General features: G+C 51.2%; 25 protein-coding genes and 1 riboswitch. Of the genes, 15 read left to right on the top strand and 10 right to left on the bottom strand.

What is annotated here, in order from left to right:
- The first annotated feature begins 12 nt into the window (after positions 1 to 12).
- Together PsWM33_RS06800 and PsWM33_RS06795 are read left to right on the top strand one after the other, a co-directional pair.
- A complete protein-coding gene (locus PsWM33_RS06800; RefSeq protein ID WP_063299656.1) occupies positions 13 to 1,422 on the top strand; it encodes a M16 family metallopeptidase in 1,410 nt (469 codons plus the stop codon).
- A 13-nt stretch (positions 1,423 to 1,435) separates the two neighbouring features.
- Entirely contained in the window at positions 1,436 to 2,791 is a 1,356-nt protein-coding gene (locus tag PsWM33_RS06795) for a M16 family metallopeptidase (RefSeq protein ID WP_063299655.1), read from the top strand.
- Positions 2,792 to 2,835: 44 nt separating this feature from the next.
- On the opposite strand, the gene PsWM33_RS06790 is transcribed toward PsWM33_RS06795, so the two are convergent.
- Complete coding sequence (locus PsWM33_RS06790; protein ID WP_063299654.1) at positions 2,836 to 4,278, bottom strand: EAL domain-containing protein; 1,443 nt, start codon at positions 4,276 to 4,278, stop codon at positions 2,836 to 2,838.
- Positions 4,279 to 4,658: 380 nt separating this feature from the next.
- On the opposite strand from PsWM33_RS06790, the gene PsWM33_RS06785 reads away from it, so the two are divergent.
- From PsWM33_RS06785 to PsWM33_RS06755, 7 genes are all read left to right on the top strand, one after another.
- Complete coding sequence (locus PsWM33_RS06785) at positions 4,659 to 6,110, top strand: sigma-54-dependent transcriptional regulator (protein ID WP_063299653.1); 1,452 nt, start codon at positions 4,659 to 4,661, stop codon at positions 6,108 to 6,110.
- Positions 6,111 to 6,284: 174 nt separating this feature from the next.
- Positions 6,285 to 6,860 (top strand): hypothetical protein, encoded by a 576-nt coding sequence (locus PsWM33_RS06780; RefSeq protein WP_063299652.1) that lies wholly within the window; start codon positions 6,285 to 6,287, stop codon positions 6,858 to 6,860.
- Positions 6,861 to 7,237: 377 nt separating this feature from the next.
- Positions 7,238 to 7,525: a co-chaperone GroES gene (gene groES / locus PsWM33_RS06775; RefSeq protein WP_057464068.1), complete on the top strand. Its 288-nt coding sequence runs from the start codon at positions 7,238 to 7,240 to the stop codon at positions 7,523 to 7,525.
- Between the two features lie 65 nt (positions 7,526 to 7,590).
- Positions 7,591 to 9,243, top strand: coding sequence for a chaperonin GroEL (groL, locus tag PsWM33_RS06770; RefSeq protein ID WP_063299651.1), 1,653 nt, complete (start codon positions 7,591 to 7,593; stop codon positions 9,241 to 9,243).
- 94 nt (positions 9,244 to 9,337) lie between these two features.
- On the top strand, positions 9,338 to 9,784 hold the full coding sequence (locus PsWM33_RS06765; protein ID WP_063299650.1) for a DUF4268 domain-containing protein: 447 nt from the start codon (positions 9,338 to 9,340) through the stop codon (positions 9,782 to 9,784).
- Positions 9,785 to 9,909: 125 nt separating this feature from the next.
- Complete coding sequence (locus PsWM33_RS06760; RefSeq protein WP_063299649.1) at positions 9,910 to 10,563, top strand: NAD(P)H-binding protein; 654 nt, start codon at positions 9,910 to 9,912, stop codon at positions 10,561 to 10,563.
- A gap of 182 nt (positions 10,564 to 10,745) precedes the next feature.
- Positions 10,746 to 11,339, top strand: a complete 594-nt coding sequence (locus PsWM33_RS06755; protein WP_063299648.1) for a hypothetical protein — start codon at positions 10,746 to 10,748, stop codon at positions 11,337 to 11,339.
- 572 nt (positions 11,340 to 11,911) lie between these two features.
- On the opposite strand, the gene PsWM33_RS06750 is transcribed toward PsWM33_RS06755, so the two are convergent.
- Positions 11,912 to 13,300 carry a sugar porter family MFS transporter gene (locus PsWM33_RS06750; RefSeq protein WP_063299668.1) on the bottom strand — a complete coding sequence of 463 codons (1,389 nt, stop codon included), beginning with the start codon at positions 13,298 to 13,300 and terminating at the stop codon, positions 11,912 to 11,914.
- A gap of 296 nt (positions 13,301 to 13,596) precedes the next feature.
- Between PsWM33_RS06750 and PsWM33_RS06745 the strand changes: the two genes are divergently transcribed.
- Positions 13,597 to 14,064, top strand: coding sequence for a GNAT family N-acetyltransferase (locus PsWM33_RS06745; RefSeq protein ID WP_063299647.1), 468 nt, complete (start codon positions 13,597 to 13,599; stop codon positions 14,062 to 14,064).
- A 118-nt stretch (positions 14,065 to 14,182) separates the two neighbouring features.
- Positions 14,183 to 14,812, top strand: a complete 630-nt coding sequence (gene msrA, locus PsWM33_RS06740) for a peptide-methionine (S)-S-oxide reductase MsrA (protein ID WP_057463732.1) — start codon at positions 14,183 to 14,185, stop codon at positions 14,810 to 14,812.
- Between the two features lie 85 nt (positions 14,813 to 14,897).
- On the opposite strand, the gene PsWM33_RS06735 is transcribed toward msrA, so the two are convergent.
- Positions 14,898 to 16,139 (bottom strand): PQQ-dependent sugar dehydrogenase, encoded by a 1,242-nt coding sequence (locus tag PsWM33_RS06735; protein ID WP_063299646.1) that lies wholly within the window; start codon positions 16,137 to 16,139, stop codon positions 14,898 to 14,900.
- A gap of 287 nt (positions 16,140 to 16,426) precedes the next feature.
- A riboswitch (SAM-I-IV-variant riboswitch) is annotated at positions 16,427 to 16,557 on the top strand.
- Between the two features lie 47 nt (positions 16,558 to 16,604).
- Between PsWM33_RS06735 and PsWM33_RS06730 the strand changes: the two genes are divergently transcribed.
- Positions 16,605 to 16,985 carry a hypothetical protein gene (locus PsWM33_RS06730; RefSeq protein ID WP_208860115.1) on the top strand — a complete coding sequence of 127 codons (381 nt, stop codon included), beginning with the start codon at positions 16,605 to 16,607 and terminating at the stop codon, positions 16,983 to 16,985.
- 29 nt (positions 16,986 to 17,014) lie between these two features.
- On the opposite strand, the gene PsWM33_RS06725 is transcribed toward PsWM33_RS06730, so the two are convergent.
- From PsWM33_RS06725 to PsWM33_RS06695, 7 genes are all read right to left on the bottom strand, one after another.
- Positions 17,015 to 17,464 carry a group III truncated hemoglobin gene (locus PsWM33_RS06725; RefSeq protein WP_244276659.1) on the bottom strand — a complete coding sequence of 150 codons (450 nt, stop codon included), beginning with the start codon at positions 17,462 to 17,464 and terminating at the stop codon, positions 17,015 to 17,017.
- A 32-nt stretch (positions 17,465 to 17,496) separates the two neighbouring features.
- The gene (locus PsWM33_RS06720) at positions 17,497 to 17,925 is read right to left on the bottom strand and encodes an acyl-CoA thioesterase (protein WP_063299644.1); all 429 of its coding nucleotides are present in this window, start codon (positions 17,923 to 17,925) and stop codon (positions 17,497 to 17,499) included.
- Positions 17,926 to 17,984: 59 nt separating this feature from the next.
- Positions 17,985 to 18,398, bottom strand: coding sequence for a group III truncated hemoglobin (locus PsWM33_RS06715; protein WP_063299643.1), 414 nt, complete (start codon positions 18,396 to 18,398; stop codon positions 17,985 to 17,987).
- Between the two features lie 80 nt (positions 18,399 to 18,478).
- Positions 18,479 to 19,168, bottom strand: coding sequence for a Crp/Fnr family transcriptional regulator (locus PsWM33_RS06710; protein WP_063295455.1), 690 nt, complete (start codon positions 19,166 to 19,168; stop codon positions 18,479 to 18,481).
- Positions 19,169 to 19,387: 219 nt separating this feature from the next.
- A complete protein-coding gene (locus PsWM33_RS06705) occupies positions 19,388 to 20,185 on the bottom strand; it encodes a ChbG/HpnK family deacetylase (RefSeq protein ID WP_208981724.1) in 798 nt (265 codons plus the stop codon).
- A gap of 81 nt (positions 20,186 to 20,266) precedes the next feature.
- The gene (locus tag PsWM33_RS06700; protein ID WP_063299642.1) at positions 20,267 to 21,772 is read right to left on the bottom strand and encodes an ArnT family glycosyltransferase; all 1,506 of its coding nucleotides are present in this window, start codon (positions 21,770 to 21,772) and stop codon (positions 20,267 to 20,269) included.
- An 85-nt stretch (positions 21,773 to 21,857) separates the two neighbouring features.
- Entirely contained in the window at positions 21,858 to 23,006 is a 1,149-nt protein-coding gene (locus PsWM33_RS06695; protein WP_063299641.1) for a glycosyltransferase, read from the bottom strand.
- Between the two features lie 261 nt (positions 23,007 to 23,267).
- On the opposite strand from PsWM33_RS06695, the gene hisS reads away from it, so the two are divergent.
- From hisS to hisG, 3 genes are read left to right on the top strand one after another with little or no spacing between them, the layout of a single operon-like run.
- The gene (gene hisS, locus PsWM33_RS06690; RefSeq protein ID WP_063299640.1) at positions 23,268 to 24,788 is read left to right on the top strand and encodes a histidine--tRNA ligase; all 1,521 of its coding nucleotides are present in this window, start codon (positions 23,268 to 23,270) and stop codon (positions 24,786 to 24,788) included.
- A 25-nt stretch (positions 24,789 to 24,813) separates the two neighbouring features.
- Complete coding sequence (locus tag PsWM33_RS06685; protein WP_063295590.1) at positions 24,814 to 25,911, top strand: ATP phosphoribosyltransferase regulatory subunit; 1,098 nt, start codon at positions 24,814 to 24,816, stop codon at positions 25,909 to 25,911.
- On the top strand, positions 25,911 to 26,876 hold the full coding sequence (gene hisG / locus PsWM33_RS06680) for an ATP phosphoribosyltransferase (protein WP_063299639.1): 966 nt from the start codon (positions 25,911 to 25,913) through the stop codon (positions 26,874 to 26,876). The genes PsWM33_RS06685 and hisG overlap by 1 nt, the downstream gene beginning before the upstream one ends.
- The last annotated feature ends 34 nt before the right edge of the window (positions 26,877 to 26,910 follow it).

Genomic DNA, 26,910 nt, shown 5'->3' with positions numbered 1-26,910 from the left:
GGAGCCCCCTACGTGACTGGTCGATCTCTCGCGCTTAAAGCCCTCGCTTTGAGTCTGGTTGTTTTCGCAAGCCCAGTATTGCCCGTGGCTGCGGATACGACAGGGAAAGCTTCAATCGAAGACTTTTCAAAAATACACATCGGCGGAACCGATGTTTCCCAAACCACTCTCGACAATGGCCTTCAGGTGGTTGTCATCCCTGACCGACGCGCCCCGATTGTGACCCACATGGTGTGGTACCGCGTTGGCGGAGCAGATGAAAAACCCGGTAAATCCGGCATCGCGCATTTTCTTGAACATCTCATGTTCAAGGGAACCAAGAATACACCAGAGGGTGAGTTCTCCAAAAAAGTTGCTCAGGTAGGTGGTCAGGAAAACGCCTTCACCTCTCAAGACTACACGGCCTATTATCAGCAGGTTGCCAAAGAGCATCTGGAAATGGTGATGGGCTATGAGGCTGATCGCATGTCCAACCTGATCCTGACTGAAAAGCAGGTTGATCCGGAACGGGATGTGGTGCTCGAAGAGCGTTCCCAACGTGTGGACCGCAGTCCTGCTGCCAGACTATCTGAGACATTCGATCAAGTCCTGTTTCCGAACAGCCCCTACGGTATTCCAGTGATTGGCTGGAAAGACGAAATTCAAGCGCTGAACAAAGACGATGCTATCGCCTTTTACGACAAGTACTACACACCAAACAATGCAATCCTGATTGTTGCCGGTGATGTCACCTCGGAAGACGTTCTGGCCCTCGCCAAGAAGACCTATGGCAAGGTTGAGCAACGTGCAGACCCGGGACCACGTGATCGACCGCATGTCCAGATCGTGCCAGGTAATCGCGAAGTCAGCCTGCAGAGTGATCAGGTTGCGCAGCCAAGCCTGCAACATGGCTGGATCGTACCAAGCTCGACCACTGCAGAGCCAAGCGATTCTGAAGCTCTTGAAGTGCTTTCAGACATTTTAGGTGGTGGCGCTAACAGCCGGCTTTACAAAGCACTGGTGATTGAAGGCGAAGTCGCGACCAGTGCTGGAGCCTGGTACCAGTCTACCGCTTTGGATGACACCCGCTTCATTCTTTACACCTCTCCCAAAGATGGTGTTGAGCTGGAAGAACTGGAGAAGCGTGCTCTAGCAATCGTGAATGATGTTCTTGAGAACGGTGTGACGGCTGAAGAAGTGGAACGTTCTAAACGCTCTATGCTGGCCTCTGCCATTTACGCTCAAGACAAGCAAGACGTTCTGGCGCGCATCTTTGGGACAGCTCTGACCACAGGCGGTTCTGTTGAGAAGGTTCAGACCTGGCCTGCTCGCATTGCCAAAGTGACACCTGAACAGGTTCAGGCAGTTGCGCAGAAGTACCTTAGTGAAACCAGTGTGGCGAGCTATCTGATGCCTGCTGCAAAACCTGAAAATGCAGAGTGAGAGGGGACGCTCGATGAAAGCTAAAGTTCTTATGGCGGCTTCTGCCTCCGCTTCCCGCATGACGGCAAGTTTGTTTGCATTGCTGGCCTTGTCATTCATGTTCGTCGCTACCTTTGTGCAGAACAGTCAGGCCATCGAAATCCAAGAGGTTAAAAGCCCAGAAGGTATCACAGCCTGGTTGGTGGAAGACTATACTGTTCCGATCATCGCGCTGAACTTTGCGTTTGCAGGTGGTAATTCTCAGGATCCAGATGCCAAACTGGGTGTGACTAACCTCTTGAGCACCATGCTTGATGAAGGGGCTGGTGATCTGGATTCTCAGGCCTTTCAGGGACGCCTTGAAGATTTGACTATGAGTCTGTCCTTCAGTTCTGGCCGCGACTTCTTCTATGGGTCTTTCCAGAGCTTGCAGGCCAATAAAGATCACACCTTCGAGATGCTTCGTCTGGCTGTGAACGAGCCACGTTTTGATAATGATCCGCTTGAGCGGATGAAAGCACAGACGATCTCTGGCATTCGTCGCAGCCTAAAGCGCCCAGATGCTTTGGCTGGTCTGAATTTGTCCAAGACCATCTTCCCGGATCACCCTTATGGCCGCCCAAGCCGAGGAACAGAGAATACGGTTGCCAAGCTGACTTCTGATGATTTGAAAACACAGCGTGCAAAGATCTTTGCAAAAGGCTCTTTGAAGATTGGTGTTGTGGGAGCCATTAGTGCTGATGAGCTGGCCAGCGTTCTGGACAAAGTCTTTGCCGACTTGCCTGAAAACAGTGATCTGGTTGAAATCCCAAATGTGGAGCCTGTGACGGACAAGAGTGTTCACGTTGACTTTGAAAGCCCACAGACCTCCATTCAGTTTGCTCTGCCGGGTTATGAACGTCATGATCCGAAGTTCATGTCTGCCTTCGTGATGAACCACATTCTGGGTGGTGGATCATTCTCCTCATGGCTCTATGACGAAATCCGTGAACAACGTGGTCTGGCTTACTCCGTTGGCTCTTATCTGGTTCCTTACAAGCATGCAGCCCTGCTGATGGGCTCCACAGGTACGCGTCCGGATAAAGCTGGTGAAGCCATTGATATCATCAAGAAGCAGATGGTGCGTATGGCGCAGACTGGCCCTACTCCGGCAGAACTTGCAGAAGCGAAGTCTTATCTGACTGGCAATTACGCTCTCAACTTTGACAGCTCCAGCAGCATTGCCCGTCAGCTGACAGGCATTCAGACCCAAGAGCTGGGCATCAATTACATCGACAAGCGCAATGAGATGGTTGAAGCGGTGACACTGGAAGGTGTTCGTGAGGTTGCTCAGGACATGTTTGATGGCATTGAGCCAACCTTTATTACGGTTGGTAAACCGCTGAACTAACTCTTATCCAAAACATGAAAAACGAGCAGGCGAGTTGATGAAAATCAGCTCGCCTCTTTCTTTAGTGACCGCGGGTTTGGCGCGCCTTGCAGAACGTCTGCACGGACAGGACGTGGCGGTGAGAACAGGAAGCCCTGCGCACAGCGGATGTCCATTTCCAGAAGCTCCAGCACGGCGCCTTCGCTCTCCACGTGATCCACGATCAGCTCAATGCCATAGCGTTGCAGCAAACTACCAAAATCAGCCGGATGGATGTTGCTTTTGGCCAGATCATCTTCATGCAACAACAGGCGCGATGCATGTAGCTTTGCAAAGCGGAAGCCGCGATCAGCCAGAGTGCGGAAGTCCATACGCAGATCGGTGATGCGGTCTACAGAGAATCGGAACCCTAGCTCAGCCAGAGCAGCGAGGCTTTCGTACTCAATCGCGCTCATCACAGCCACATCAGCCTGCGAGAATTCGAAGATCAACAGATCTGAGTATGTGTCGTTGGCACGCACGAACTCCAGAAAGCCCGGGAAGAAGTTTTCATCCATGAGCGTGCTTGGAGACAGGTTACAGAACAAGCCTGCTTCTCTGTTGCGGGTTGCCAGACGTTTCAGGATCTGAAGGGACCGGAACAACAAAATGTTGTCGATCGCAGGCATTTGGCCGGTACGGTCCGCTTCCTGAAGAAACTCTATTGGCTCCAGCGTGTCGCCATTGGCTTTGCGCAGACGCGTCAGGGCTTCGTAATAGCGAACACGGCGCTGCGGTAATGTCACGATAGGCTGAAGGTAGAGGTCCACCCTACCCGCTTCGATGCTTGCGCGAATTTCTTCGGCAAGAGCAGCATTAGGATGGTGCATGCGCGGAGCTGCCGGGCGCTTCATCTCTGGTGCGCGCGTCTCAGCAAACGGTTCCTGCACCGCACCCATCGGTTGGCTTGCAGCCATTGGTTGGCCTGCTGCGCTCGCAAATGCAGCAGCTGCCTGACTGGCCAGATCAACAGATGGTTCTCTCACCGCGGCCTGCGGAGCGGCCAGGCGCTGAGCTGGTTGAGGCTGAAGCTGTGCTTGCTTGGTGCGCTGGTCCTCGATGGCAATGCCCTGATCTTCGATCCGGGTTTCCATGTCGGCCATGGCTTCGGCCATCTGCTTCACCAGAGAACCGATTACCTCCACTTCAGCAAACAGCGGGTCGATCTCTTCCCGTGTGCGACGCGGAATGTTGTGCTCGACGCCAGTGAGGCGGCCTTCGAGGTTTCCGACATCATCATCGATGACTGCAATCCGCTCTTCCAAGCGATTGACAGCGTCAGATACCGCAGATTTTTCCTGAGAGCGGGTCAACATGAAATGGATGAAGATCATGGTGCACATCGCCGTGAAGGCAACGGTGATGGCCTCGCCAACCGGACGCGCAAAAAGGTAGACCATCACAGTGCCACAAGAGGCCGCAATGGCTGAAATAGAAAACAAAATGGAAATGTTCGCCAAGCGCGTCATATCCTCAAGAGTACCTGTTGGTCCGAATCACAAAATACATACCTGAATTTTGCCGCATTTACTGAGGTCGTTCGAACCCTATACCCATTATATTTCTAGGGAAAACCCGTGTTGTCCCCGCAAGAATGACAATAGAGCTACATATATCATCAGCGCATACGATTTTCGTCACAATCCCGAGCTGAACTTCGGCGCGCGATTCTGGCGAACAACGATATTTATCGGGTAAGAAAGTTGCTCGAAGCGTTCTGCGTGAAAGAAATTAACTGCATAATGCAATCAACCTCGAAAACGAAAAGGGTTTGTTTACCCTGTTTGCACAAACTCAGGGTGTCGAATGATTTTCGACCTGATGTATTGATTTTTGAGGTTGCCTGCCAATGGGATCCCCCAAAGCTACCAATAGGTTTTTGAACGCCTGTGTCGTCGACACTAATCGTGCAGAGGCTCGTAAAACCAGTAGTGCTTTGTCGAAGCATGTTACCAGCGGACAACCTGCGCATGTTCTTGCGAGCAAAGAACATGCTGTCGCCTTCTTGCGACATACCCCAATCAATATCGTTATTGTCGATCTTGAATGCATCGGCGGAGAAGCCGAGCTTTCCGAGATTGTCGCTGCTGCGCCGCGCGCGGTTATGATTGCGGTCAGTGCCAAGGGGTCTGTGAGCCGGGCCATGAATGCCATGTGCAATGGCGCCCATGACTTTTTGACCAAACCCTACACAAGCGAAATGCTTTTGGAGAAACTTGAAGCACATCTGGGTGTCTTCAAGAGAGCGGCACCCTCACCTTCACTTTCAACCGCGACTGGCTCTGAGGCGATTGTCTCCAGCGACACGTCTGGAACAGCTGCTCAGTTTGAAGGGTTTGTTGGCGCTTCCAACCGCATGCAAAGCGTTTATGCGCAGATCAACCGGATGGCTACATCCAGCGCACCAGCCTTCATTACCGGAGAATCAGGTACAGGCAAGGAACTGTGTGCACAGGCGCTGCATGCCAGATCAGCACGCAAAGGCGGGCCTTTTGTCGCAATCAACTGTGGAGCGATTCCGGCCAATCTGATGGAGTCCGAGATCTTCGGTCATGCACGCGGCGCCTTTACCGGAGCAGATGAAGCCAGAGCTGGTGCAGCAGAGCTTGCCGATGGGGGAACTTTGTTCCTTGATGAGATCGGTGAAATGGAACTCTGCCTGCAGAGCAAGCTTTTGCGCTTCCTTCAGACTGGCTCCATTCAACGGGTTGGAGAGCATAAACCACGCTCGCTGGATCTGCGCGTTATCTGCGCAACCAACAGAGACCCGAAAACAGAGATCACTGCTGGTCGCTTCCGTGAAGACCTGTTCTATCGTCTCCACGTGCTGCCGATCCGTCTGCCCGCTCTTCGTGAGCGCCGCGAGGACATACCGTCCCTCGCTCAAACATTCCTGAAGAAGTATGCTGCAGAAGAAAATCGCAGATTTCAGCGTTTTTCGACCTACGCAGAGGCTCTTTTGTTGCAGCACAGCTGGCCGGGTAACGTGCGCGAACTGGAGAATGTCATTCGCCAGCTTGTGGTCATGAATGACGGTGATGAAGTCACTGAACTCATGCTCTCTCCTTTGCTGCGTGACCAGGCTGTTCCTGTTCTTTCTGAGATTGCCTTCAGCACAAGCGAACCGATGCCTTCCATGGGGCGATCAATCGAACCGCTGTGGTTTCAGGAAAAGCAGATTATCGAGACCACGCTTGAAACTTTTGACGGCAACATTGCCCTTGCAGCTGCCGCCTTGGAAATCAGCCCCTCGACCATCTACCGGAAGAAGCAATCCTGGGCTGAACGGGCCAGTGCCTGATCAAATGCGTGGTAATTGCTTAACCATCGCATGAGGAATGTCTTCGTGACGCATATCTAAGCTGCCTCAACAAATGAGGCCGTATTGTCTCCCTTAGATATAAGAGCTATACCACCGCCAAGAATCAGGTGAGTGCCGCAGATATTGTGTTCTGCTGGCTCTAGGGGGCTAACAATGCCATTTACAGTGAGAGGGATGTCAGCTTACGCAAAAGCTGCAGCCTGTTCTATTTTTGCGGTTGCTTTGTTGGGTAGCGCTGCATCTGCTGAAGACAAGAGTGCGCCGAGCGCTGGCTTTAAAGCTGTTCAGGACGCCTACACCATTGCCTGGCAGCAGCAGCCACTCGCTTTTACGGCAGCAAAATTCATCGCACTACCAGCTGAGAGTTATGGAGCTTACACGCCTCTGGAGACGGCAGAGTTCCAGAGCGGTGATCCATTGACCGTTTATGCTGAGCCTGTTGGCTTCTCTTACAAAGAGATGGGCAGCACATATGCGATTGATCTGAGCGTTGATTTTGAACTGCGCAACACCACTGGTCAGGTGCTTGCTTCTCAGGACGGGTTCACCGCCTTGCACTCCGCAAGCTTAAACCAAATCCGTGAATATCAAACATCTTTGAGTTTCAACCTTACAGGGCTGCAAGCTGGTGAGTATGTGCTGAAGGTACAGTTTAACGACGAGAACTCGGAAAAGTCCGGCAGCTTTGAGCTTCCGTTTTCCATGAAGGACGCGCCTCTTCAGAATTAAGACCTGAAAGCTTCCTGTTAAAGTTCAAAAGCTGGCTTTAATCTTAAAGCCGGCTTTTCTTTTGCGCTGATTCCGGAAATTCCCGTGCAGGCAGCACAGACAGTCCATTCGTCTAGGGTGAGTTGAGACTGTTCCCAAATTGCCCCCAATTTCTCGCAGTATTCCTATATTTTTTGCGCTCCAGAATATTTTTTTGCTGCTCTCTCCTTGACTATACCAGAGGGTGAAACTACATCATTTCACGGTTGTTAGCACTCTGCCTTTGGGAGTGCTAATCACTGTGGGCCCGCAAGGTTTCACCCACTCTCAAAGTTTTTAACCTTCGCGTCCGGGCGCTGCCTAAAAGGGGCGCTCGCGTATGAGAGGAAGAGCCAATTATGAAGTTTCGTCCGCTACACGACCGTGTTGTCGTTCGCCGCATTGAGTCTGAAGAAAAAACAGCTGGTGGCATCATCATCCCTGACACTGCAAAAGAAAAGCCACAGGAAGGCGAAGTTATCGCTGTTGGCGCTGGCGCACGTAAGGACAACGGTGAGCTGATCGCTATCGACGTTAAAGCCGGTGACCGCGTTCTGTTCGGCAAATGGTCCGGTACTGAAGTTAAGATCGACGGTGAAGACCTGCTGATCATGAAGGAATCCGACATCATGGGTATCCTGGCTTAATTCCAGGCCATTGTTGAGACCCTACGATCCCTTCTGTTATTCAAGAATTTAAGTGAGACAAAACCATGGCTGCTAAAGAAGTCAAATTCGGCTCCGATGCCCGCGACAAGATGCTTAAAGGCGTCGACATCCTTGCAAACGCTGTAAAAGTTACCCTCGGCCCTAAAGGTCGTAACGTTGTTCTGGATAAAGCATTCGGCGCACCACGCATCACCAAAGACGGTGTTTCTGTTGCGAAGGAAATCGAACTGGACGACAAGTTCGAAAACATGGGCGCACAGATGGTGCGTGAAGTTGCTTCCAAAACCAACGACATTGCTGGTGACGGTACAACAACTGCGACAGTTCTGGCGCAGGCTATCGTTAAAGAAGGTGCAAAGTTCGTTGCTGCTGGCATGAACCCAATGGACCTGAAGCGCGGCGTTGACATGGCAACTGCTGCTGCTGTTGCAGACCTGACCGCACGTTCCAAGTCTATCTCTTCTACTGACGAAGTTGCACAGGTTGGCACTATCTCTGCTAACGGCGACACTCAGATCGGTGAAGACATTGCTGAAGCAATGCAGCGCGTTGGCAACGAAGGTGTTATCACCGTTGAAGAAGCTAAGTCTCTTGAGACCGAGCTTGAAGTTGTTGAAGGTATGCAGTTCGACCGCGGTTACCTTTCTCCATACTTCGTCACCAACGCTGAAAAGATGATTGCTGACTTGGAAAAGCCACTTATTCTCCTTCACGAGAAAAAGCTTTCCAACCTGCAGCCAATGCTTCCAATCCTTGAAAGCGCTGTTCAGTCTTCCCGCCCACTCATCATCATCGCTGAAGATGTTGAAGGTGAAGCACTGGCAACTCTCGTAGTTAACAAACTGCGTGGTGGCCTGAAGATTGCTGCTGTAAAGGCTCCTGGCTTCGGCGACCGTCGTAAAGCAATGCTCGAAGACATCGCTATCCTGACTGGTGGTACCGTGATCTCTGACGATCTGGGCATCAAGCTGGAAAACGTAACCATCGACATGCTCGGCACTGCTGACAAGGTGAATATCACCAAGGAAACCACTACCATTGTTGATGGTGCTGGCGAAAAAGCTGACATCGAAGCACGCGTTTCCCAGATCAAAGCTCAGATTGAAGAAACTTCTTCTGACTACGATCGCGAGAAGCTGCAGGAACGTCTTGCTAAGCTTGCTGGTGGTGTTGCAGTTATCCGCGTTGGTGGTGCAACCGAAGTTGAAGTTAAAGAGAAAAAAGACCGCATCGACGATGCCCTGAACGCAACACGCGCTGCTGTTGAAGAAGGTATCGTACCAGGTGGTGGTTGTGCTCTTCTTCGTGCAAAAGCTGCTGTTGAGAAAGTATCTTCCGAGAACGTTGACATTGAAGCTGGTATCAAGATCGTTCTGCGCGCTCTTGAAGCTCCGCTTCGCCAGATCTCTGAAAACTCTGGTGTTGAAGGTTCTATCGTTGTTGGCAAAATCCAGGACAACATTGCGGATGAGACCTTCGGCTTCAATGCTCAGACCGAAGAATACGTCAACATGATTGAAGCTGGCATCATCGATCCAACTAAGGTTGTTCGTACTGCTCTTCAGGATGCTGCATCTGTAGCTGGTCTGCTGATCACTACTGAGGCAATGGTTGCTGAACTGCCTAAGAAAGACTCCGGCCCAGCAATGCCTCCAATGGACGGCGGCATGGGCGGCATGGGCGGCATGGGCTTCTAAGCCAAGCCAACCAACGCTTAAACGAATTAGGGCATCCTTCGGGGTGCCCTTTTTTGCATTGTCACAAACAGCTTCAGCTAGGAAATAACAACTCATGAGTGAACTAAAACAAAAGCATCATGATATTTGGCAAGCAGTCAAAGACCAGATGTCTGACACTAAACTTCCGATTAAACTGAGAAATAATGTTCCCGACGGAAGTTACTACGACATCAAGTTTGGCATACCGAACGCTTATCTAAGTCTCCATTATCTGGATCAAGAAAACTGCGCGAAAGTTATGATCAACTTTAGGAATGAGCGCGGCGAAGCCTACTTCAAAGAACTGCTACGCCAAAAAGAACATGTTGAGACCGAGATCGGCGCATCCCTTGATTGGGACCCTGCTGAACATGCTCGATATTGCAGCATAGTTTTATGGAAAAGAGATGTTGATCTTGGCACCAACACGACAATGCCTGAGCTTGCAGATTGGTATGTAACCTGGCTCGGAAACTTCCACATGGCATTCTTCCCTCTGCTCTCTGCAATTCCCAAATAGCAATCGAAATGAAAGCACCTTAAGTGGTGCTCTTATTTTTTTGCATTACGCTTCAACTTGTTCGACCTTTAAACACTCAACCTGATCTAACAATCTGCTTCAGCTGACAATCGAAAGAGTCTTATATGAAAAATCGCGTGGCTTTGGTTTTTGGTTCAACAGGCCTGATTGGTTCTGAGGTGGTTCGGCGGTTGCTTGCCAGTGAGGCGTATGGCGAAGTTCATGCTGTTGCTCGCAAAGAGCTGAGTATTGAGAATGAAAAGCTTCATGTGCAGCTGACCGATTTCAGCGATCTTTCCTCCCTTCAACTACCAACAAACGTGAGGGATGTGTTTTGCTGTCTGGGCACCACGCAGAAGAAAGCTGGCTCAAAAGAAGCATTTTACGCGATTGACTTCCAACTTGCCTTTGATCTGGCACGTGAGGCAGGTGCAGAGCAGTTTCTCATGGTTTCTTCGATTGGTGCTGCAGCGAGCAGTTCCAACTACTATCTGAAGGTCAAAGGGGAACTGGAGGAGGCGGTTCGTGGGTTGTCTTATCCTTGCACAAAAGTGTTCCGACCGTCTTTGTTGCTTGGTGAGCGTCAGGAACAACGCTTTGCGGAAGGACTAGCTGGATCGGTTCTGCCACACCTCTCGTTTCTCTTCCAAGGCCCTTTGCGGAAGTATCGTCCAATCGAGGGAACAGCAGTTGCACGTGCATTGGTTTCCGGGGCCCTTGAAGGTGGGAATGGATTTCGCGTTCTGGAAGGTGACGAGATTGCAAAGTTGGCCGGCTGAGCGAAAACTCTTACCCGCGCTCCTCACTCCACCCCATGCGAACCCTGTGTCAATGTCAACGGGGCCTCTCGGGGGTGCCTTTTTTTGCCTTGCAGAAAAGAACACATCGACCTAGTGCTGAATTAAGCGCGAAGTTTTACGTTTCAAACTGTTTCCAATACACGCACTAAGCAAGCTAATTTATGATCAATCATTATAAACCGAGTGAAATAATCTCGATCCCGCATATAAGCATTGCAAGAGCCATTTCAAATAATTGGTTCATTGCTCTCATGAACTTCTTTGGGTTCTATTGTCTCGCTCAATTTCCAGAAGTTTTTCAGTTGGACTTCGGGCGTATAAGTGAAGAAGCACCAAAAATAGCGATAGCCCTTCTAATACTAGCCGTGATTGATGCTCTCTTTCTTTACTTTAGCATCACCCGGATCATGCATAGAAGACAACCGTTTCTGCTCATCGACAACAGCCAAATTATTATAAACAGCCTAGTTTCTTCCAGACATAGAATTACTTTACCTATGGATGAGATTAAAAGAATCTGTTTTGGTAAGGTGAGCTTCGTTGCACAAGGCATTACCACAAGAAAAAACGCAGTCGGCATTGAAAAGAAACCCAGCGACAATTTCAAACTCACACCACTTGAAGAATACAACTTGAGTCAACATGGGTTTCATATTGTTATTTTAGAAGATAATCTTGAGTTTGACGCCAAGCGCTTAGCAGACCTTATAGCAGAACGTGCAAGTTTGCCTGTTTTACCTATTCTGGAAAAGTAGCAGAAAATCGCCTTTCGCCGTCAGAACTCACCACCTAATGCGCAATTTGAGTTATAAATCTTATCCCCCTCTCCCTAACACACTCCATACTAATCTCATGTCCACATACACGGGCAGCTGGCGGAGCGACCGTCAGTGTGGCGTGGGCTGGGCGGGGCTACCGGGAGAAATAACGCATCCTCCGGCGGGTCCGTTGAAACACCCCTTGAAAGTCTTTAGTGCAGGGACCAAGCGGAAGCTGGTCACCCGATGGGCGTCTACACTGGCAGCTGCAGCTGTCAGGGACAAGTCAAACTGTCCTTTACAGCAACTGCCCTGACTGTGAGACCTGAAACAAAGCCTTGTGTTTTGTGAGGGCTCATAGTGATGGGTAGGCACCTGCTCCCAATGCCTTTCGGTGGAGACCTTGTTTCATACAAAAACGCCCGGGCGAGGCGAGCAGCCAATGCCGAAGAAACTAATTTAACAGGTAGCGCAGGCACTGCCTGCTCGCCTTGCTCATCCCGCATCCTGGGAACCTAAGCTCCACCACTGCATGGGAATCCATGTGGTGCCATTGGTGTTTGCAGGCCCTATTCGCCAGCGACGGGCCCTTCAGCCGTCTTGCTACCACCTTTGTGGAACAACTCGTAGATATCCTCCAGAGAAACACCTTTGGTCTCTGGTGCGCGGCGGATGGCGTAGACGGTTCCGATGCAACAGCATATGGCGAAGAACAGGAAGATCTCGGTGATCGTGAAGAGCTGGTTCAATTTGGGGAAACCAAACACCACAAGGAATGTGAAGACCCAGTTGACGGTTACCGCCACGACCATTCCTTTGGCTCTCAGGTAATTTGGGAACACCTCTGACATATAGACCCATGGCAGCGGCCCCATGGAGAGGGAATAGGAGGTCACGTAGAGGCAAAGACCTGAGACAGAAAGAGCTGTCCCAATCCCGTCCCCCATGAGAAATCCTCCCACGATCAGGAATTGAGAGAGTGCGCAGGCTGGCAGTCCGTAGACCATCAGGGGTCTGCGGCCAACGCGGTCAATGAGGAGCAAGCTGGCAGCTGCGGCGAGAGCGAGGGCTGCACCAAGACCGACCGTTGCAGACAGGCGGCTGGCTTCCTCGGAAAAGCCCAGGTCGCCGAAAAGTTCTGGCGCATAGAGTATGACCGCATTGATGCCGCTGAGCTGCTGGAACAGGAAGGTGAAGACGCAGAAACTGGTGATAGGCCGGTTTCGTGGATTGATGAGGTCCAGCCATCCCCCCTTTTGGTCTGCCACTTCGGCGAGGTCTTCCTCAATCCGCTTCACATTGCCTTTGACCCACGCCACAGATCGGGTTGGCTCAATCTTTTCAAAGACGGCCTCTGCCTCTGCCGAGCGCTTTGCCATAACAAGCCAGCGCGGGCTTTCGGGGGCACTCCAGATTCCAAAGAGCAGAAACGCTGCAGGGATTGCGGAAAGGAGGAACATGAACTGCCAGCGATTGATGGCTTCTGCGCTGTAGCCGAGATCAAGTGTGATCAGATTGGAGAGGTAGCCAATCAAGACACCAAAGGAGATCATAAACTGGAACGCGCCAAGCATACGGCCTCTGATCTTGCGCGGTGCAATTTCGGAGACATATTGGGGGCCCGCCATTGAGGACAGGCCAATCCCCATTCCGATGAGAGAACGGGCAAATGTGAGGATGAAAAGGTCTTGTGCAACACTGGATAAAACAGCCCCGGTGATAAAGAACAGGGCTGCAATGATGACCGTTGATCGTCTGCCAAATTTATCGCTGAGATAAGCGCTCAGGTAGGCTCCGATCAAACCGCCGATGGACAAGGAAGCGACCAGAAGCCCTCCCCAATACGCAGAGAATTCAAACTCTGCTTTGATGGGCTCATAAGCGCCGGCGATGACGCCTTCGTTGTAGCCATAGAGCAAACCACAAAGTACGGCGATACATGCCAGGAGGATAATCATGCGCAATCCCTTTAAAGACCAAGGGAAAGTATAGGCGGAGGTCTCTAACCATCCGGAGGACACACAGCCCTGAATTGTGTGGTTTATCGCAAGACCCCAATAATGTTTGATCATATGCAGGAAAGACAACATGGATCGTTTCAGTGTCTCCATGGTGATCCGGTGGCTTAAAGTCGCACCTGTTGGGAATTATAGCATTGAGCTTTTCGCGGCCTTTGTCTTCAATTAAGCTTCCCGTCGCATGATCAACGCAAGACCTTCCCAAGCGCTTCAACCTTTGCCAACCAGGACTTACCATGATTGTTCTTCAGGATTTCCCCGCAGCTCGTTTTGATGAGTTTCAGATTATTTCCGTCTCTGAATACGCTCAGGACCTGATGGATAATCGCAGAATGGAGGAACAGGCCGCACTGAAGAAAGCCGAGGAAGGCTTGTCAAAGGCCTTTCCAGAGGGGAAGAGCAACGAACACAATAAGCTACTGAGCATCGTCAACAAGACGAAGGCTGGCGAAGTGGAAGTTGGTTTTCTCTGGTACTCCCTTCAGGACGATGCGTCTGCCTTCATCATGGATTTTCTGGTTTACTCAGAGCACCGTGGCAAGGGGTATGCCTCCAAAGCTCTTGAGGCGTTGAAGGCGACGTTCAAGAAAGATGGCCTGACGCGGATTGGACTGCGTGTTGCCCCCGACAATCACGGTGCCATACGCACCTATTACAAGGCTGGTTTTAACGTAACAGGCTGGAATATGTCCTGCGAGGTTTGAAGCGCGAACCATGCTCTCGCTGATTGACATTTTGTTGAAGTGACTTCATTTCCGTTGTGGGCTGGTGGCTGCTAGGGTTTTGGAAATTCCAATGCATGACCTGATTTAAGGATCTGAGATGATTGCACGCAAAGCTGCAAAAGCCCTTGCCGTTCTTCCCTTGCTTTATGCTGTGAGCCAGCCTGCACAGGCTGCTGAGACGGAAACCGCTATTTTTGCTGGTGGTTGCTTCTGGTGTATCGAGTCCGACTTTGACAAGATCGAGGGCGTCCTTGAGACCACATCTGGTTACACGGGTGGCCGCAGTGCAAACCCGACCTACAAGCAGGTTTCTGCTGGTGGCACAGGTCACATTGAAGCGTTGGAAGTGAAGTTTGATCCGGCCAAGGTGTCATATGAAGAGCTGCTGACAGCCTTCTGGCATTCCGTTGATCCAACTGATGCCGGTGGTCAGTTTTGTGATCGTGGTGAGAGCTATCAGACAACCATCTTTGCGACCTCTCCTGCGCAGCTGAAGGCTGCAAAAGCCTCCAAGAAAGCGCTTGGAAAGTCAGGTGAAGTGAACCGCCCGATTGTAACACCGATCCGCACTGCAGCTCCGTTCTATGATGCTGAAGATTATCATCAGAACTACTATGAGAAGAACCCGATCCGCTACAAGTTCTACCGCTATCGCTGTGGTCGTGATCAGCGCGTCAAGCAGGTCTGGGGTCCAAATGCTTACAAAGGTATCCCCGGCGAGCACTAAGGGCTTAGTATAGAACTCAAGAAGACCAGAGGCACTGCTCTGGTCTTTTACTTTTAGGGGTGTTGTCGCAGGTCAGAGGAGATCCCTAGTCTTCGTAGTACATGCGATAGATCCCTCCGGCAGAGTCATCGGAGATCAACAAAGACCCGTCGCCAAGCTCGACCACGTCTACCGGACGGCCCAGATAATCGCCGCTGGCATCAATCCAGCCTGTTGCGACAATACTTGGGGCGCCAGCTTCTTCTTTCTCGTTGATGGGCACAAACACCACACGTGCGCCAATTGGCACTGAGCGGTCCCATGAGCCGTGCTGCGCGATGAAGACGCCGCTCTTGTATTCTTCAGGGAACATATCGCCCTGATAGAATGTCATGCCCAAACTTGCGGCATGGGCGTCCAGCTCAACTTCCGGGTTCACAACGCCACTTGGAACAGGCTCATCGATGTAATGCGGGGTCCGGACCGTTCCACCGCCATACCATGGGAAGCCGTAGTTCTTGCCCGGCTCGGTGCCTTTGTTCAGCTCTTCAGGAGGGATGTCATCTCCCATGCCGTCCACCTGATTGTCGGTAAACCAGAGATTGCCGGAGTTTGGATGAAACTCCAAGCCCACAGAGTTTCTGATCCCTGTCGCGTAGACCTGACGGTCCATACCATCTGCCGTGATGGAGATAATGCCGCCGATGCCGAGGCTGTCATAGAGTTTCAGCTTCATCTTGGGCGGAACGTTGTAAGGCTGGCCAAGAGAGATGTAGATGCGGTCATCCGGACCCTGATCACACACACGGGAGGAGTGATTGTAGCTTTCTTCAGAGGGAGGGATAAGCATACCCTTGCCGACCAGCACCTTCACCGCTAGCTTGCCCTGCTCTTTGTTTTCCAATGCATTCGGAAAACTCAGAACGCGGTTTTGCTCTGCAAGGACCAATGAGCCATCTTTTGTGAAGCACACACCATTAGGGATGATGAAGGACTGATCTGGAGCGAACTGGCGAACTTCTGCAGCTTTCTTGCCCTCTTCATCCGGAGTAACGACCCAGACTCTGTCCGTAGTCGTCCCTACAAAGACAGTTTTACCATCAGCTGCGACTGCCATATGGCGGGCGTCAGGAACGGCAGCGTAAGGTTCGATATGGAAGCCTTTGGGCATGACCACAACTTCAGTGTTGCGAGCCAGAGTTTTCTGCTCTTCAGAGACCTGCTCCACAAACTCCGTTTTGACACCATCGACCATTTTGGTGGTCGTTGCTGCCAGAGATGTGGTTAGCAGCAAGGCGTAGGCGCACCCTGTCAGGACTCCAAAGAGAACGGGCTTTGTGGTGCACATCGTTTTTTCCTTCCTGAAGGGCCTAGAAATTTGACTGAGAAAATTGATCGGAATATTTGGAATGCTCTGCCTTTTTGAGCTGCCACTATGCGCTCATTCAAAGTCTGAGGAGAATACTCAGATATGACGGGAATTCGGTTTATAGAACCACAAAAATTGAAGATATTCACTTAGCGGAAGTTGCGTTTTGTGGTGCTAGAATACGACATGACGTAAATTTGAAAGTGTGGACAAAGAACAAAGGAAAGGTGCCCACTTGCAATTGCCTCATTTTCGTGCCAAATCCTACGCATCATCAAGAGAAGGGCTGGCGCCCTCGCCAACCTGCCTAACCGGGCAAGGTGGTCTCCGCCAAAAGGGATGTGGTTTCGAAGTGAGGACGCTGTCTTCATCATTCGTAACAACCAAGCGGTAGTTTCAATGGATTTTGCGCCAGTCCTCCTCGGGAAACCGATGGAGGATTTAATGTTTGATATTGCTGGTCAGCCACAGTCTGCATGGCAATCGTATGTATCTGAATATGTGCCTCAATCTTTGAGGGAAGCCGTCGCACACCTTGCCGACGAGTTTACTGCTGCCTATTTGCTGGATTGTCTGATTCTGGAAAAAGGGCTGCGCAGTCGGCTGCTCTCCAACTCAACACGACAGCCAAACACGCCGCTGACCACTGACGAACGCTCTGACCGGTTTGCTATGTTGCTTCGCCTTTGGGCAGAAGGATGCCATACGGTTGTTGATGAGCGTCTATTTGCAGATACTGCACGCCGTCGTCCTGAAGAACTGGAAGCATTACGCGAGTACTTCAGGCAAAACGCATTGCGCTCGAGAAAGAAATTCCCGAGCTAGGTAAGCTGCACTACAATACAAACTGATTTTTAAGCTGCGCGGCTGCCGAATTTTGCAGGGGGCGTAGCAAACGGGTCTGCGAACATTGCAAGCCACAGGCTCTGTGCGATGCGCTGTGCAGTTGCCAGAAGAAGCGGTGCTGCTTCTGGCGAGAAAATCCCGTAGACCTCATCTTCAAACAGGTCCATCCACTCATGGAAGTTCTCAGTGGTGACACCTTGAATTCTAGCATGAGCCGGAACTGGTTTGCCCTTGTACGACCCAGTTTTTAGCAGAACTGATGCCCAAAAGTGCTTCATCTTGTGCAGATGCGGCCCCCAATCCTCCCCCATCTCCCTTAGGAAAATGGGACCAAGCGTTTCATGCTGGCGGATCTTGCCATAAAAACTCTCAACCAGATGATTGATCTGGGCAGGTGTTATGGAAGGATCAAGCGGTGTCCGTTCACGCGCTGACATAACGGGAATTTTTGATGACACAGCTTGTTTCCTATTCCTGATCCGCGATCCGCTTAAGCTTTGTTGTACTTAGCACGTTGCTCTTCAGAGATCACAATCGGCTTGCCGTTATCGTCAACAGCAACAAAGGTGAACTGAGCATTCGTAACCTTCTCACGATAGCCAAAGCGGTGACGCAAAGCCCAAGCCTCGATGGCAAGCGTTACAGAAGTTCTGCCAACACGGAGCACATTGGAGTAGACACACATTACATCGCCCACTTTAACTGGGCGGATAAAGGTCATGCTGTCGATAGCAACAGTCACAACGCGCTCCATGGCGCACTGGCTTGCTGCAATACCGGCGGCAATATCCATTTGAGAGACGACCCAACCGCCGAAGATATCGCCAGAAGCATTGGTGTCTGCCGGCATCGCCATTGTGCGCGTGGTCAGCTCCCCAATCGGCTGCTCTTCTTCGACAGCGTCTCTTGTATCATTCATAGTTCTAAAGCTCCGTAGATCCATCAAGCGAAATGCTATGCATGGCGAAGCTCAACTACTCAAGCAGGGATCATCGCCATATGGAAGCAATCAACAACCTGGGTCGCACATTTCTTGGTGTTGGCCCGAGCGGTTTCAGCAACGCATTCATCTACTGCATTCTCGAATAATTTCAACCAGCTGGCAATATCATCGCTGCATACCTGCTTTGCAGCACCGCGATACTTGCCAAGAGGACGGCCAGAATAGCTTCTGTCTTTCATGAGAGCGGAGCACCAGAAACGCACGGCCTGAGCTTCGTAATCCTCCCAATCGCACTTCATGCTATTCTGGTAGACCGATGCCAGCTCGCCATTATGGCGGAGCTTTTCTGAATGTCTGGCAACCAAAGCACGCACTTGAGAATGCGTCAGGTCAGGATGGATTGGTGTGCACTCGTCCTGTGGGCGAATGTGAAAATGCTGATAGGTCATCTCGATGTTTCAGGAGCCTTGTTGGGACAAGGCCCATGCCCTTTTTGTTAGTTCGGGTCACTTTTACTCAAATACCGAGTTTAAAGCTCTGCGGCAGCTCGTAGCACCTCTGGCTTTTCGAGGCAGTAATATCCAGAGAGGCGGCTGATAACGCCTTCTCTCTTCCAGACATTGAGTACGCGGCTGACGTTCTCACGGGCACCACCAGCCATATTGGCGATTTCAGCCTGAGAGATCTTATAGTGAACGAGGATTTTGCTGCTATCGACTTTTTTGCCAAATGTTTCAGAGAGTTGCAGCAGTGTCTGCGCAACGCGTCCATTGAGTGGCAAGAAGGACCGTGCGGCGAGAGCATCGTTTGAACGACGCAGACGCGTGGCTACGATCTGCAGCATGTGACGGTAAACAGCGGGGTTCTCATCAGCATAACGATAAAATGCAGCTTTGGAGATAAATGCAAGCTGGCTCGGCTTAAGTGCCGTTACGGTAGCAGATCGTTCACTGCCATCAAGCAAAGCAATTTCACCTACCAGAGAACCTTGCCCGAGAACTGCGAGCAACTGCTCACTGCCATCCAGTGAGACGACGGAGACTTTCATGCTGCCTTCGATGATTGCGTAACAACCATTGCCCGGATCTCCGGCCTTGAAGAGAACTGCGCCGGATTTCAATGACATAGGCTGAGCTATCTCAGAGAGACCGTGTGCGTGTTCCTCAGCCAAACCCGACAGTGAAAAGCTGTTTTGAAGGAGTTCTTTGAACTTTGTCATCTTGCCACAAGATCCTGACGCGCCGTAGATTCAGTTTTTTAGTTTAAGCTGCATCAATATAATTGATGATTTTAATTAGGTCTATCATGCGGCCATTTTGTGACCGGAGTCACAGAGATATTCTTTAGTTTTAGGCAAATTAGGGGTGTTCATAAATACCCCAACGTTTATGGCAAATTCAAAAGGAACGATCTCTTCAACCGCAGGAAGAGATCGTTCTTAGAACAAGAAGATATCTTTTTCCATCAAAAGAAACGGAAATTCCTCACTTATCAGGAACTTCAGCTGGTTCTCACGAGATGAGCTCTGGCGCACGTTTTTCTTTTTGACGGGTTGGGCCTGCTCTTCAGGATAGGATGGCCGACATAGGACCATCGCCGAATCCTGCGCCTCATTGATTCCGTGCCAGAAGAAATCTCGCAGATCCGTGTCCTCATCTGCCATTGGCAGATCTGGACCTGAGAATATAGTTTCTAATCCGGCTTTGGTTGCGCGCTTGGAAATGGAATTGCTCGATCGACTAACACCAGCAGGCAATACCAGTGCAGGCTCTCGTCCTGTCATCATGCTAAGCACCGTGATGAGCGCTGAATGCACAGCAGGATGCTTTGCGAGGTTTCCCTGAATGGCAACAAAGGCTGGCGGACGAGCATAGACTTCTTCGAACAGATCCACCTGAGCGGCGATCTCAGCGGCGATCGCCTCTTCCGGCAGCATCTTCATCGGGCTGCGCATTGCGTACCACCACGGCGCGGGGAACGTCTCTCCGAATACCGTCCGACCAAAATCAGTGAGTGGTCCGGCGGGTTTTGTCAGTGTGACTGTCAGGCCGACCATGGTTTCATGTTCGGCCCAGGCAACCACGTCACGAAGCTGGTAGAACTCCCTCGACCACATCTTGCCAGTGACAACACAGCCTACGGCAGAAAGCCGACCTGCGATGATAAGATCGCAGATCGCTCGGTCAACACCGTAGCTTTGCCCAAATTCGAGACTCGTCAAGAGGATGCGCTTCATCGCGCGGATCTCCCAATCCAAAAGGTTCAGGAGTACATTTAACAAAGCCTGCAAATTTAACGCAACGGAATCTCAGCTGTTTCAGTTGGATTTCAGGGGCTGTTTGGGGTCTGATAATCGGTAGACCCGTACATTTTCAATAGCTGTTTTTCCGAATAATCCCTTATTCTCTCGGGGGATGGTCTTTAGCAGCTCAACCTGATTGAAGTTGGCTTTCAGCTTTTGAGAGCGGTCTCTTCTTTCCTCGGTGACGTACAGCATGTCACTATTTTCGGGATTTTGGAGATTATCGGGAATCATTGCATAGCGCATTCGCTCAGGAATCCCATAGACTTTGAGGTCTGTCTTCTTGAGCGCATTCGACATTTGGCCCGTCAAACCATAGCTGGTTGTGCCAATCCAATTGATGTCATTCGCGTCTGCCAACTCGGTCAATTCATCGCCAATGTCTTGCCAGCCGCGCATCTGGTGCGTTGGATCTTTGCGGCCCAAAGATGTGTTGAGCGGAGTGTAGGCGTGGATATAAACCAAGCCAGCTACAACGACACCCAGACCGACCGCAGTCGGGGCAAGCACTTTGAACCAGCGGCCAACATTAGCAGGCGGATAAGCTGCTGCAATACCAGCGAACAGGGCCATCGTCGGGTACATCGGAGCTGGCCAGTTGCCCTGAACACGCGAATGGAGTGAATGGAAAGTCAGATAGACCAGGAACGGCAGGACAGTCAAAACCAGCAGGCTGGCCGTATTGTCTTGCCTTATCATTTTGCGAATGACGCGCCATGCACCAACCATCGCAATAATGAAGACGAGTGGGTTCAGTAGGCCTGCGACGGCGCCGATGAACTCGCCTATGTATTTAACGGAATACCCTTCTGGTACAGAACGCCCAAACTGCTTTACGAAAGAAATCCACTCATGCTGTGAGTTCCAGTAGAGTACAGGAGAGAAGATCGCGATTGCCAGCGCACCGCCGAGCCACAACTGCCAGGATAGGAAGTATCTACGGTTCTCCGGCACCCACACCAGCCAGAGAATAATCCCTACCCCCAAGAACAGCACGGAGTATTTTGAAAGAAGGCCTAATCCCGCGAAGATGCCAGCCAGAATCCACCAGTTCGCATTTTTGGATACCGTCAGCTCTGCCATGGCCCACAAAGCCAGGCCCCAGAAGAAAACAGAGGGAGCATCAGGTGTTGCTAACAAAGAGCCGACACCAATCAGCAAACTTGCGTTGAAGAACAGGACTGTCCAGCCAGCGACATGGGCGTCATATAGAATTTTTGCAGTTCGCCAGAGCGCGAGGGAACCAATTGCAGCAGACAGGATACTGATGAAGCGAACGCCAAGAGCCGTGTCACCGAACAAGGATTGACCAAGCCAGATCCAATAAGCGACCATTGGCGGGTGGTCGTAATAACCCAATGCAGGATACAGCCCCCACAAACGATAGTAGGCTTCATCCTCAACCAGATCGACATTCATACCAGTTGCCAGCCGTGCCAAAGACAGCACGGCTACAATCAGGATCAGATTGGTCGGGCGCAACCAAAAGCTCAGCGGCTTTCCTGCGGGATTGTCCTGCATTTAAATGCTTTCCTCAAAGTGCTTTAACTTTGGTTTTCTGCGTTTCTTCTTCTGAAAAGCGGCTCTCACTATTCGAAGAAACGCTTTAGCCTTTGCGCCATGTCAGAGCGTTGGAAACGACGTAGTTCCAAACCGCGCCCATAACGGCACCAGCAGCACCAGCAAACCACCAGATTGGTTTGTTCGTGTAGATCAACTCTGCCACACCAACATTTGCCAAAATACCAAAGCTACAGATCACATAGAATGTGAGCAGACCTTTGACCCATGCAAGCCCTGTCAAACGACGGTCGCGATAGGTCAGGCGGTTGTTGAGGAAAAAGTTCGAGGACATGGCCACAAAGGTCGCAACCAACTGAGAGAGGCCAAATGGCATGCCGAAGGCGGCAAGGAAGATCTTCAGTGCGATAAGGTGAACGACGACACCTGTTCCACCGACCATGGAGTACATAAGAAAACGGACTGAAATCTTATCATCGAAGATTTTGGAAACCAGCAGACCGAGGTAATCCATGGTCACCAGTGTATCTAACTTACTTTCACCATGCTGACGCTCACGAAAAACGAAAGGTAGTTCTTTCACACGCAGAGCGCCTTTTCCGCTGGCGACAATATCGAGCATGATTTTGAAGCCTTGAGAAGACAAACGCGGAGCCAGCTCAACAAACCTGTCACGACGCAGCATAAAGAAACCGCTCATTGGATCGGATAGTTCTACTTTAAGGAACTTACGTGCCAGATTGTTGGCAAGGTTGGAGCCCCATGCACGGATTGAAGAAAGACCTGTCCCAACATCTCCACCTTCCACATGGCGGGAAGCAACGCATATGTCGTAGCTTTCAGAACGAAGTGCTTCGAGCATCTTGGGCAACAGGCTCTCATCGTGCTGAAGGTCAGCATCCATCACAGCTACAAATTTGGAGCTGGAGGCCAGCATGCCTTCAATGCATGCGCCGGACAAACCACGACGACCAATACGCTGAACAATGCGAACACGAGGGTCTTGCTGCGCAATGTCAGCAGTGACTTTAGAGGTTCCATCTGGAGAATTATCATCAACAACAATAACTTCCCAAGCTACACCAGCGAGCGCTTTATCCAGCAGCTCAACCACGATGGGAACGTTTTTGCTTTCGTTATAAGTCGGCAATACAACAGTTAACTCTGCCGGACCTGTAACGCGACCTTCGGATTTGCTGATTTCAGTTGGTTCGTAGTTGGTGTTTGACACCATGATTTCTCCAGTGTGCAGACCTTCCTTTGCATGCGTAAGGGAATGGTCCTTCCATTTTTTTGGGGCGACCTTAGCTTCTCTTGACGCTATTGCAAGTATTGATTGGGAAATTTGCGCCGGATTGCACCCGCTTCGCGCCTTGCCCTCCCCTGCTCAATGGGCTAGGAGACAGACAACAGCATGCTTCCCTTGGTGCGTTCTGGGGACTTATTGCGGGAAGCGTTTGCAACAACCCTTTTATTTCATGGATGAGACGGCCTCATGGCAAAAAAGAAAAGTGCCAAGCTCAAAGCTCGTTTACCGCGTGGATTTGTAGATCGCGGTCCAGCTGAACTGCAGGCGATGGAGCAGATGCTCTCCGTTATCAAGCAGACTTATGAGCTTTACGGCTTTGAGCCCGTGGAAACTCCAATGTTCGAGTACACTGATGCGCTTGGCAAGTTCTTGCCAGATCAGGACCGTCCGAACGCTGGTGTGTTTTCGCTACAAGATGATGACGAGCAATGGATGAGCCTGCGGTACGATCTGACCGCGCCCCTCGCCCGTCATGTGGCCGAGAATTTCGAAAGCCTGCCAAAGCCTTACCGCAGCTACCGCGCTGGTTATGTATTCCGGAATGAGAAGCCAGGACCGGGTCGTTTCCGCCAGTTCATGCAGTTTGATGCGGATACGATTGGTGCGCCTTCTGTCCCTGCTGATGCTGAAATCTGCATGATGGCGTCCGACACGATGGAGCGCCTCGGCATTGCTCGTGGTGACTACGTGATCCGCGTGAACAACCGCAAGGTTTTGGACGGTGTGATGGAAGTGATCGGCCTTTCCGGTGACGAACACGCTGATACCCGTCTGACCGTTCTACGCGCTGTCGATAAACTGGATCGTCTTGGTGTTGAAGGCGTTAAGCTGCTTTTGGGTGAAGGCCGTAAAGATGCTTCCGGCGACTTTACCAAGGGTGCTGGACTTGGTGAAGCTGAAGCGGAAAAGGTTCTTGCCTTTGTGGAAGCTGGTGGTGAGACCACCGACCAGACCATTGAGAACCTTCGTGGTTTGATCGCAGACAGCAAAACTGGTGCGGAAGGCGTTGAAGAACTGGCAACCATGGGCAAGCTGTTTGATGCAGCAGGCTACACTGATGGCCGTGTTCTGATTGATCCATCCGTTGTGCGCGGTCTGGAATACTACACCGGCCCTGTTTATGAAGCTGAGCTGACCTTTGAAGTGAAAGACGATAAAGGCCGCCCTGTGCGCTTTGGCTCTGTTGGTGGTGGCGGCCGTTACGACGGCCTCGTTTCCCGCTTCATGAGCCAGCCTGTGCCTTCTACCGGCTTCTCTGTTGGTGTTTCCCGTCTGATGTCAGCACTCACTATGCTCGGCAAGCTTGGGCAGGAAGAAGTTGCAGGCCCAGTGGTTGTATGTGTGATGGACAAGGACGTTGACTCCCTTGCACATTACCAAGCCATGGTTCAGGAGCTTCGCACTGCTGGTATCCGCTCAGAAATGTATCAGGGCAACCCAAAGCAGTTTGGCAAGCAGCTTCAGTACGCTGACCGCCGCAACTCACCTTGTGCCATCATTCAAGGCTCGCAAGAGCGTGAAGAAGGCGAAATTCAAATCAAAGATCTCATTGAAGGCAAACGCCTTTCTGCCGAGATTGAAGATAACAAAACCTGGCGTGAGAGCCGTCCTGCACAGTTTGCTGTGAAACGGGATGATCTTGTTGCAGAAGTGAAAAAGCTTCTGGCCGCACAGGAAGACGATCGCAAAAACCAAAGCGAGAACTAATATGACATTGGGGGATAACCGCAGCGTGGCTTTGAGCCAGCTTTTTCGGGATGCAGGTTATGAAGAGGCAACCCCGCCAATCTTACAGCCAGCCGATATCTTTTTAGATCTGGCTGGTGAAGATCTCCGGCGGCGCCTTTTCCTGACGACAGGAGAAGATGGACAAGAGCTTTGCTTGCGTCCAGATTTTACTATTCCGATTGCCCGACATTATCTGGAAACAGGTATCGCGGGTCGTACTGCGGCATTCTCCTATGTTGGGCAAGTTTTCCGACATCGACCTGGGCAACTGGGTGAAACCATGCAGGCCGGTGTTGAATCCATTGGCCGCGAGGATGAAGAACAAGCTGATGCGGATATGCTGGCGCTTGCTCTAGAGACTGCTGATAAGCTTGGCTTGTCCTCCCCTCGCATTCGAGTGGGTGATGAAGGCCTGTTTACAGCTGTTCTGCAAGCTCTTGAGATTCCAAAGGTTTGGCAGCGTCGTCTGCGTGATGTGTTTGGTGAGCGTGACCGGCTGGATCAGGTTATCACCCGAATGAGTGGTGTTGAGGCCAAACCAGATGCGAAGCTGGGCTTTCTTGCTGCTCTTGAGGGTCGGGACCCAGAAGCAGCTGTGGCTGTTGTTGAAGATGTGCTTTCACTTGCGGGCATTTCTGCTGTTGGTGGACGTACAGCTCACGAAATTGCTGAGCGCTTCATGGAGCAAGCCGCCCTTTCTGCTGGATCAGGCGTGGACAAGGATGTGATCTCGCGATTGAGTGAGTATCTCAACGTGTCTGGTCCTCCACCTGCGAAAGCGGTTGAGACCTTGCATGGGTTCGCCAAAGAGACCGGGCTTAATCTGGATGCTTCCATTGAGCGTTTGGCGAAGCGTACCGACCTGATGGCAGCGCGTGGTATTGATATTTCAAAGCTGGAGTACTCCGGTGATTTTGGTCGCCGTCTCGATTACTACACCGACTTTGTCTTTGAAATTCATCATGAATCCAGTGAGCATCTTGGACAAGTGATCGGTGGTGGTCGCTACAACAAGCTGGTGGAACGTCTTGGTGCGCCAAGTACTGTTCCTGCTGTTGGCTTTACAATCTGGCTGGACCGCGCTTTTGAGGGAGCAAGCTGATGAGCTCTAATCTTATTCTTGCGATACCGTCCAAAGGCCGCCTTCAGGAAATGACCCATGCATTCTTTGCGCGTGCCGGTTTGAAGGTGAAGCGTCCGGGTGGTGATCGCAATTACCGTGGAACCTTAAAGGGCGTGGACGGCGTTGAAATCGCGTTCCTTTCTGCCTCTGAGATCGCGCGTGAGATTGCGGCTGGTACTGTTCACTTCGGTATCACCGGAACGGATCTAGTCAACGAGAACATCGACCGCCCCGAGGAGAAGACGCATATCATCACCGCTCTTGGCTTTGGCCATGCGGACGTTGTGATTGCGGTTCCAACGGCGTGGATTGATGTGTCCACTATGTCCGATCTTGCTGACGTTGCTTCAGATTTTCGGGCGCGGCATGGTCGTCGCCTGCGCATTGCGACTAAGTATGTGAACTATACTCGGCAGTTCTTTGCAGAAAAAGGCATTGCGGATTACCGCATTGTTGAGAGTGCTGGCGCGACTGAAGGTGCACCTGCTGCTGGTTCTGCTGAGTTGGTGGTGGACATCACCTCGACTGGTTCTACGCTGAAAGCCAACAATCTGAAGATCCCTGAGGATGGTGTGATCGCCAGGTCTCAGGCACACCTGGTGGCGTCCAGAACAGCCAACTGGAATGAGAGTGCTTTGCAGGCCGCCCGCTTGATGCTGGACCGGATCACGGCGCAGGATAACGCTCACAATTTCAAAGAGATGCGTACTGTTGTCGCAAATCCTGCAGGTGTACTGGAGAAGGTTGCTGCTCTTGGCTGTGTTGCCCCGTTTGGCATTGAAGGTTCTTCTTTAGTCCTGCATTGCCCTGCTGCCAGAGTGCCTGAATGTGCAGACATGCTGCGCGAAGAAGGAGCACAAATGGTGACTGTGACGCCGCTGGAGTATGTGTTCCACACAGCAAACCCGTTGTTTGAGCCTCTGGCACAAAAAGTCGCAGGCTAAGACTAAAACCACTGAGAAAAATTTTTGAACGCAC

Source organism: Pseudovibrio sp. WM33 (assembly GCF_001623165.1).
In the GTDB taxonomy this organism is placed as follows: domain Bacteria; phylum Pseudomonadota; class Alphaproteobacteria; order Rhizobiales; family Stappiaceae; genus Pseudovibrio.
Note: the sequence above shows the minus strand (reverse complement) of the source record. Positions and strands in the feature narration are given on the sequence as shown.

Excerpts from the sequence above, each read along its gene's own strand:
- PsWM33_RS06795 (WP_063299655.1), top strand. The coding sequence starts at position 1,436 with ATGAAAGCTAAAGTTCTTATGGCGGCTTCTGCCTCCGCTTCCCGCATG.
- PsWM33_RS06790 (WP_063299654.1), bottom strand. The coding sequence starts at position 4,278 with ATGACGCGCTTGGCGAACATTTCCATTTTGTTTTCTATTTCAGCCATT.
- PsWM33_RS06785 (WP_063299653.1), top strand. The coding sequence starts at position 4,659 with ATGGGATCCCCCAAAGCTACCAATAGGTTTTTGAACGCCTGTGTCGTC.
- PsWM33_RS06780 (WP_063299652.1), top strand. The coding sequence starts at position 6,285 with ATGCCATTTACAGTGAGAGGGATGTCAGCTTACGCAAAAGCTGCAGCC.
- groES (WP_057464068.1), top strand. The coding sequence starts at position 7,238 with ATGAAGTTTCGTCCGCTACACGACCGTGTTGTCGTTCGCCGCATTGAG.
- groL (WP_063299651.1), top strand. The coding sequence starts at position 7,591 with ATGGCTGCTAAAGAAGTCAAATTCGGCTCCGATGCCCGCGACAAGATG.
- PsWM33_RS06765 (WP_063299650.1), top strand. The coding sequence starts at position 9,338 with ATGAGTGAACTAAAACAAAAGCATCATGATATTTGGCAAGCAGTCAAA.
- PsWM33_RS06760 (WP_063299649.1), top strand. The coding sequence starts at position 9,910 with ATGAAAAATCGCGTGGCTTTGGTTTTTGGTTCAACAGGCCTGATTGGT.
- PsWM33_RS06755 (WP_063299648.1), top strand. The coding sequence starts at position 10,746 with ATGATCAATCATTATAAACCGAGTGAAATAATCTCGATCCCGCATATA.
- PsWM33_RS06750 (WP_063299668.1), bottom strand. The coding sequence starts at position 13,300 with ATGATTATCCTCCTGGCATGTATCGCCGTACTTTGTGGTTTGCTCTAT.
- PsWM33_RS06745 (WP_063299647.1), top strand. The coding sequence starts at position 13,597 with ATGATTGTTCTTCAGGATTTCCCCGCAGCTCGTTTTGATGAGTTTCAG.
- msrA (WP_057463732.1), top strand. The coding sequence starts at position 14,183 with ATGATTGCACGCAAAGCTGCAAAAGCCCTTGCCGTTCTTCCCTTGCTT.
- PsWM33_RS06735 (WP_063299646.1), bottom strand. The coding sequence starts at position 16,139 with ATGTGCACCACAAAGCCCGTTCTCTTTGGAGTCCTGACAGGGTGCGCC.
- PsWM33_RS06730 (WP_208860115.1), top strand. The coding sequence starts at position 16,605 with ATGTTTGATATTGCTGGTCAGCCACAGTCTGCATGGCAATCGTATGTA.
- PsWM33_RS06720 (WP_063299644.1), bottom strand. The coding sequence starts at position 17,925 with ATGAATGATACAAGAGACGCTGTCGAAGAAGAGCAGCCGATTGGGGAG.
- PsWM33_RS06715 (WP_063299643.1), bottom strand. The coding sequence starts at position 18,398 with ATGACCTATCAGCATTTTCACATTCGCCCACAGGACGAGTGCACACCA.
- PsWM33_RS06710 (WP_063295455.1), bottom strand. The coding sequence starts at position 19,168 with ATGACAAAGTTCAAAGAACTCCTTCAAAACAGCTTTTCACTGTCGGGT.
- PsWM33_RS06705 (WP_208981724.1), bottom strand. The coding sequence starts at position 20,185 with ATGAAGCGCATCCTCTTGACGAGTCTCGAATTTGGGCAAAGCTACGGT.
- PsWM33_RS06700 (WP_063299642.1), bottom strand. The coding sequence starts at position 21,772 with ATGCAGGACAATCCCGCAGGAAAGCCGCTGAGCTTTTGGTTGCGCCCG.
- PsWM33_RS06695 (WP_063299641.1), bottom strand. The coding sequence starts at position 23,006 with ATGGTGTCAAACACCAACTACGAACCAACTGAAATCAGCAAATCCGAA.
- hisS (WP_063299640.1), top strand. The coding sequence starts at position 23,268 with ATGGCAAAAAAGAAAAGTGCCAAGCTCAAAGCTCGTTTACCGCGTGGA.
- hisG (WP_063299639.1), top strand. The coding sequence starts at position 25,911 with ATGAGCTCTAATCTTATTCTTGCGATACCGTCCAAAGGCCGCCTTCAG.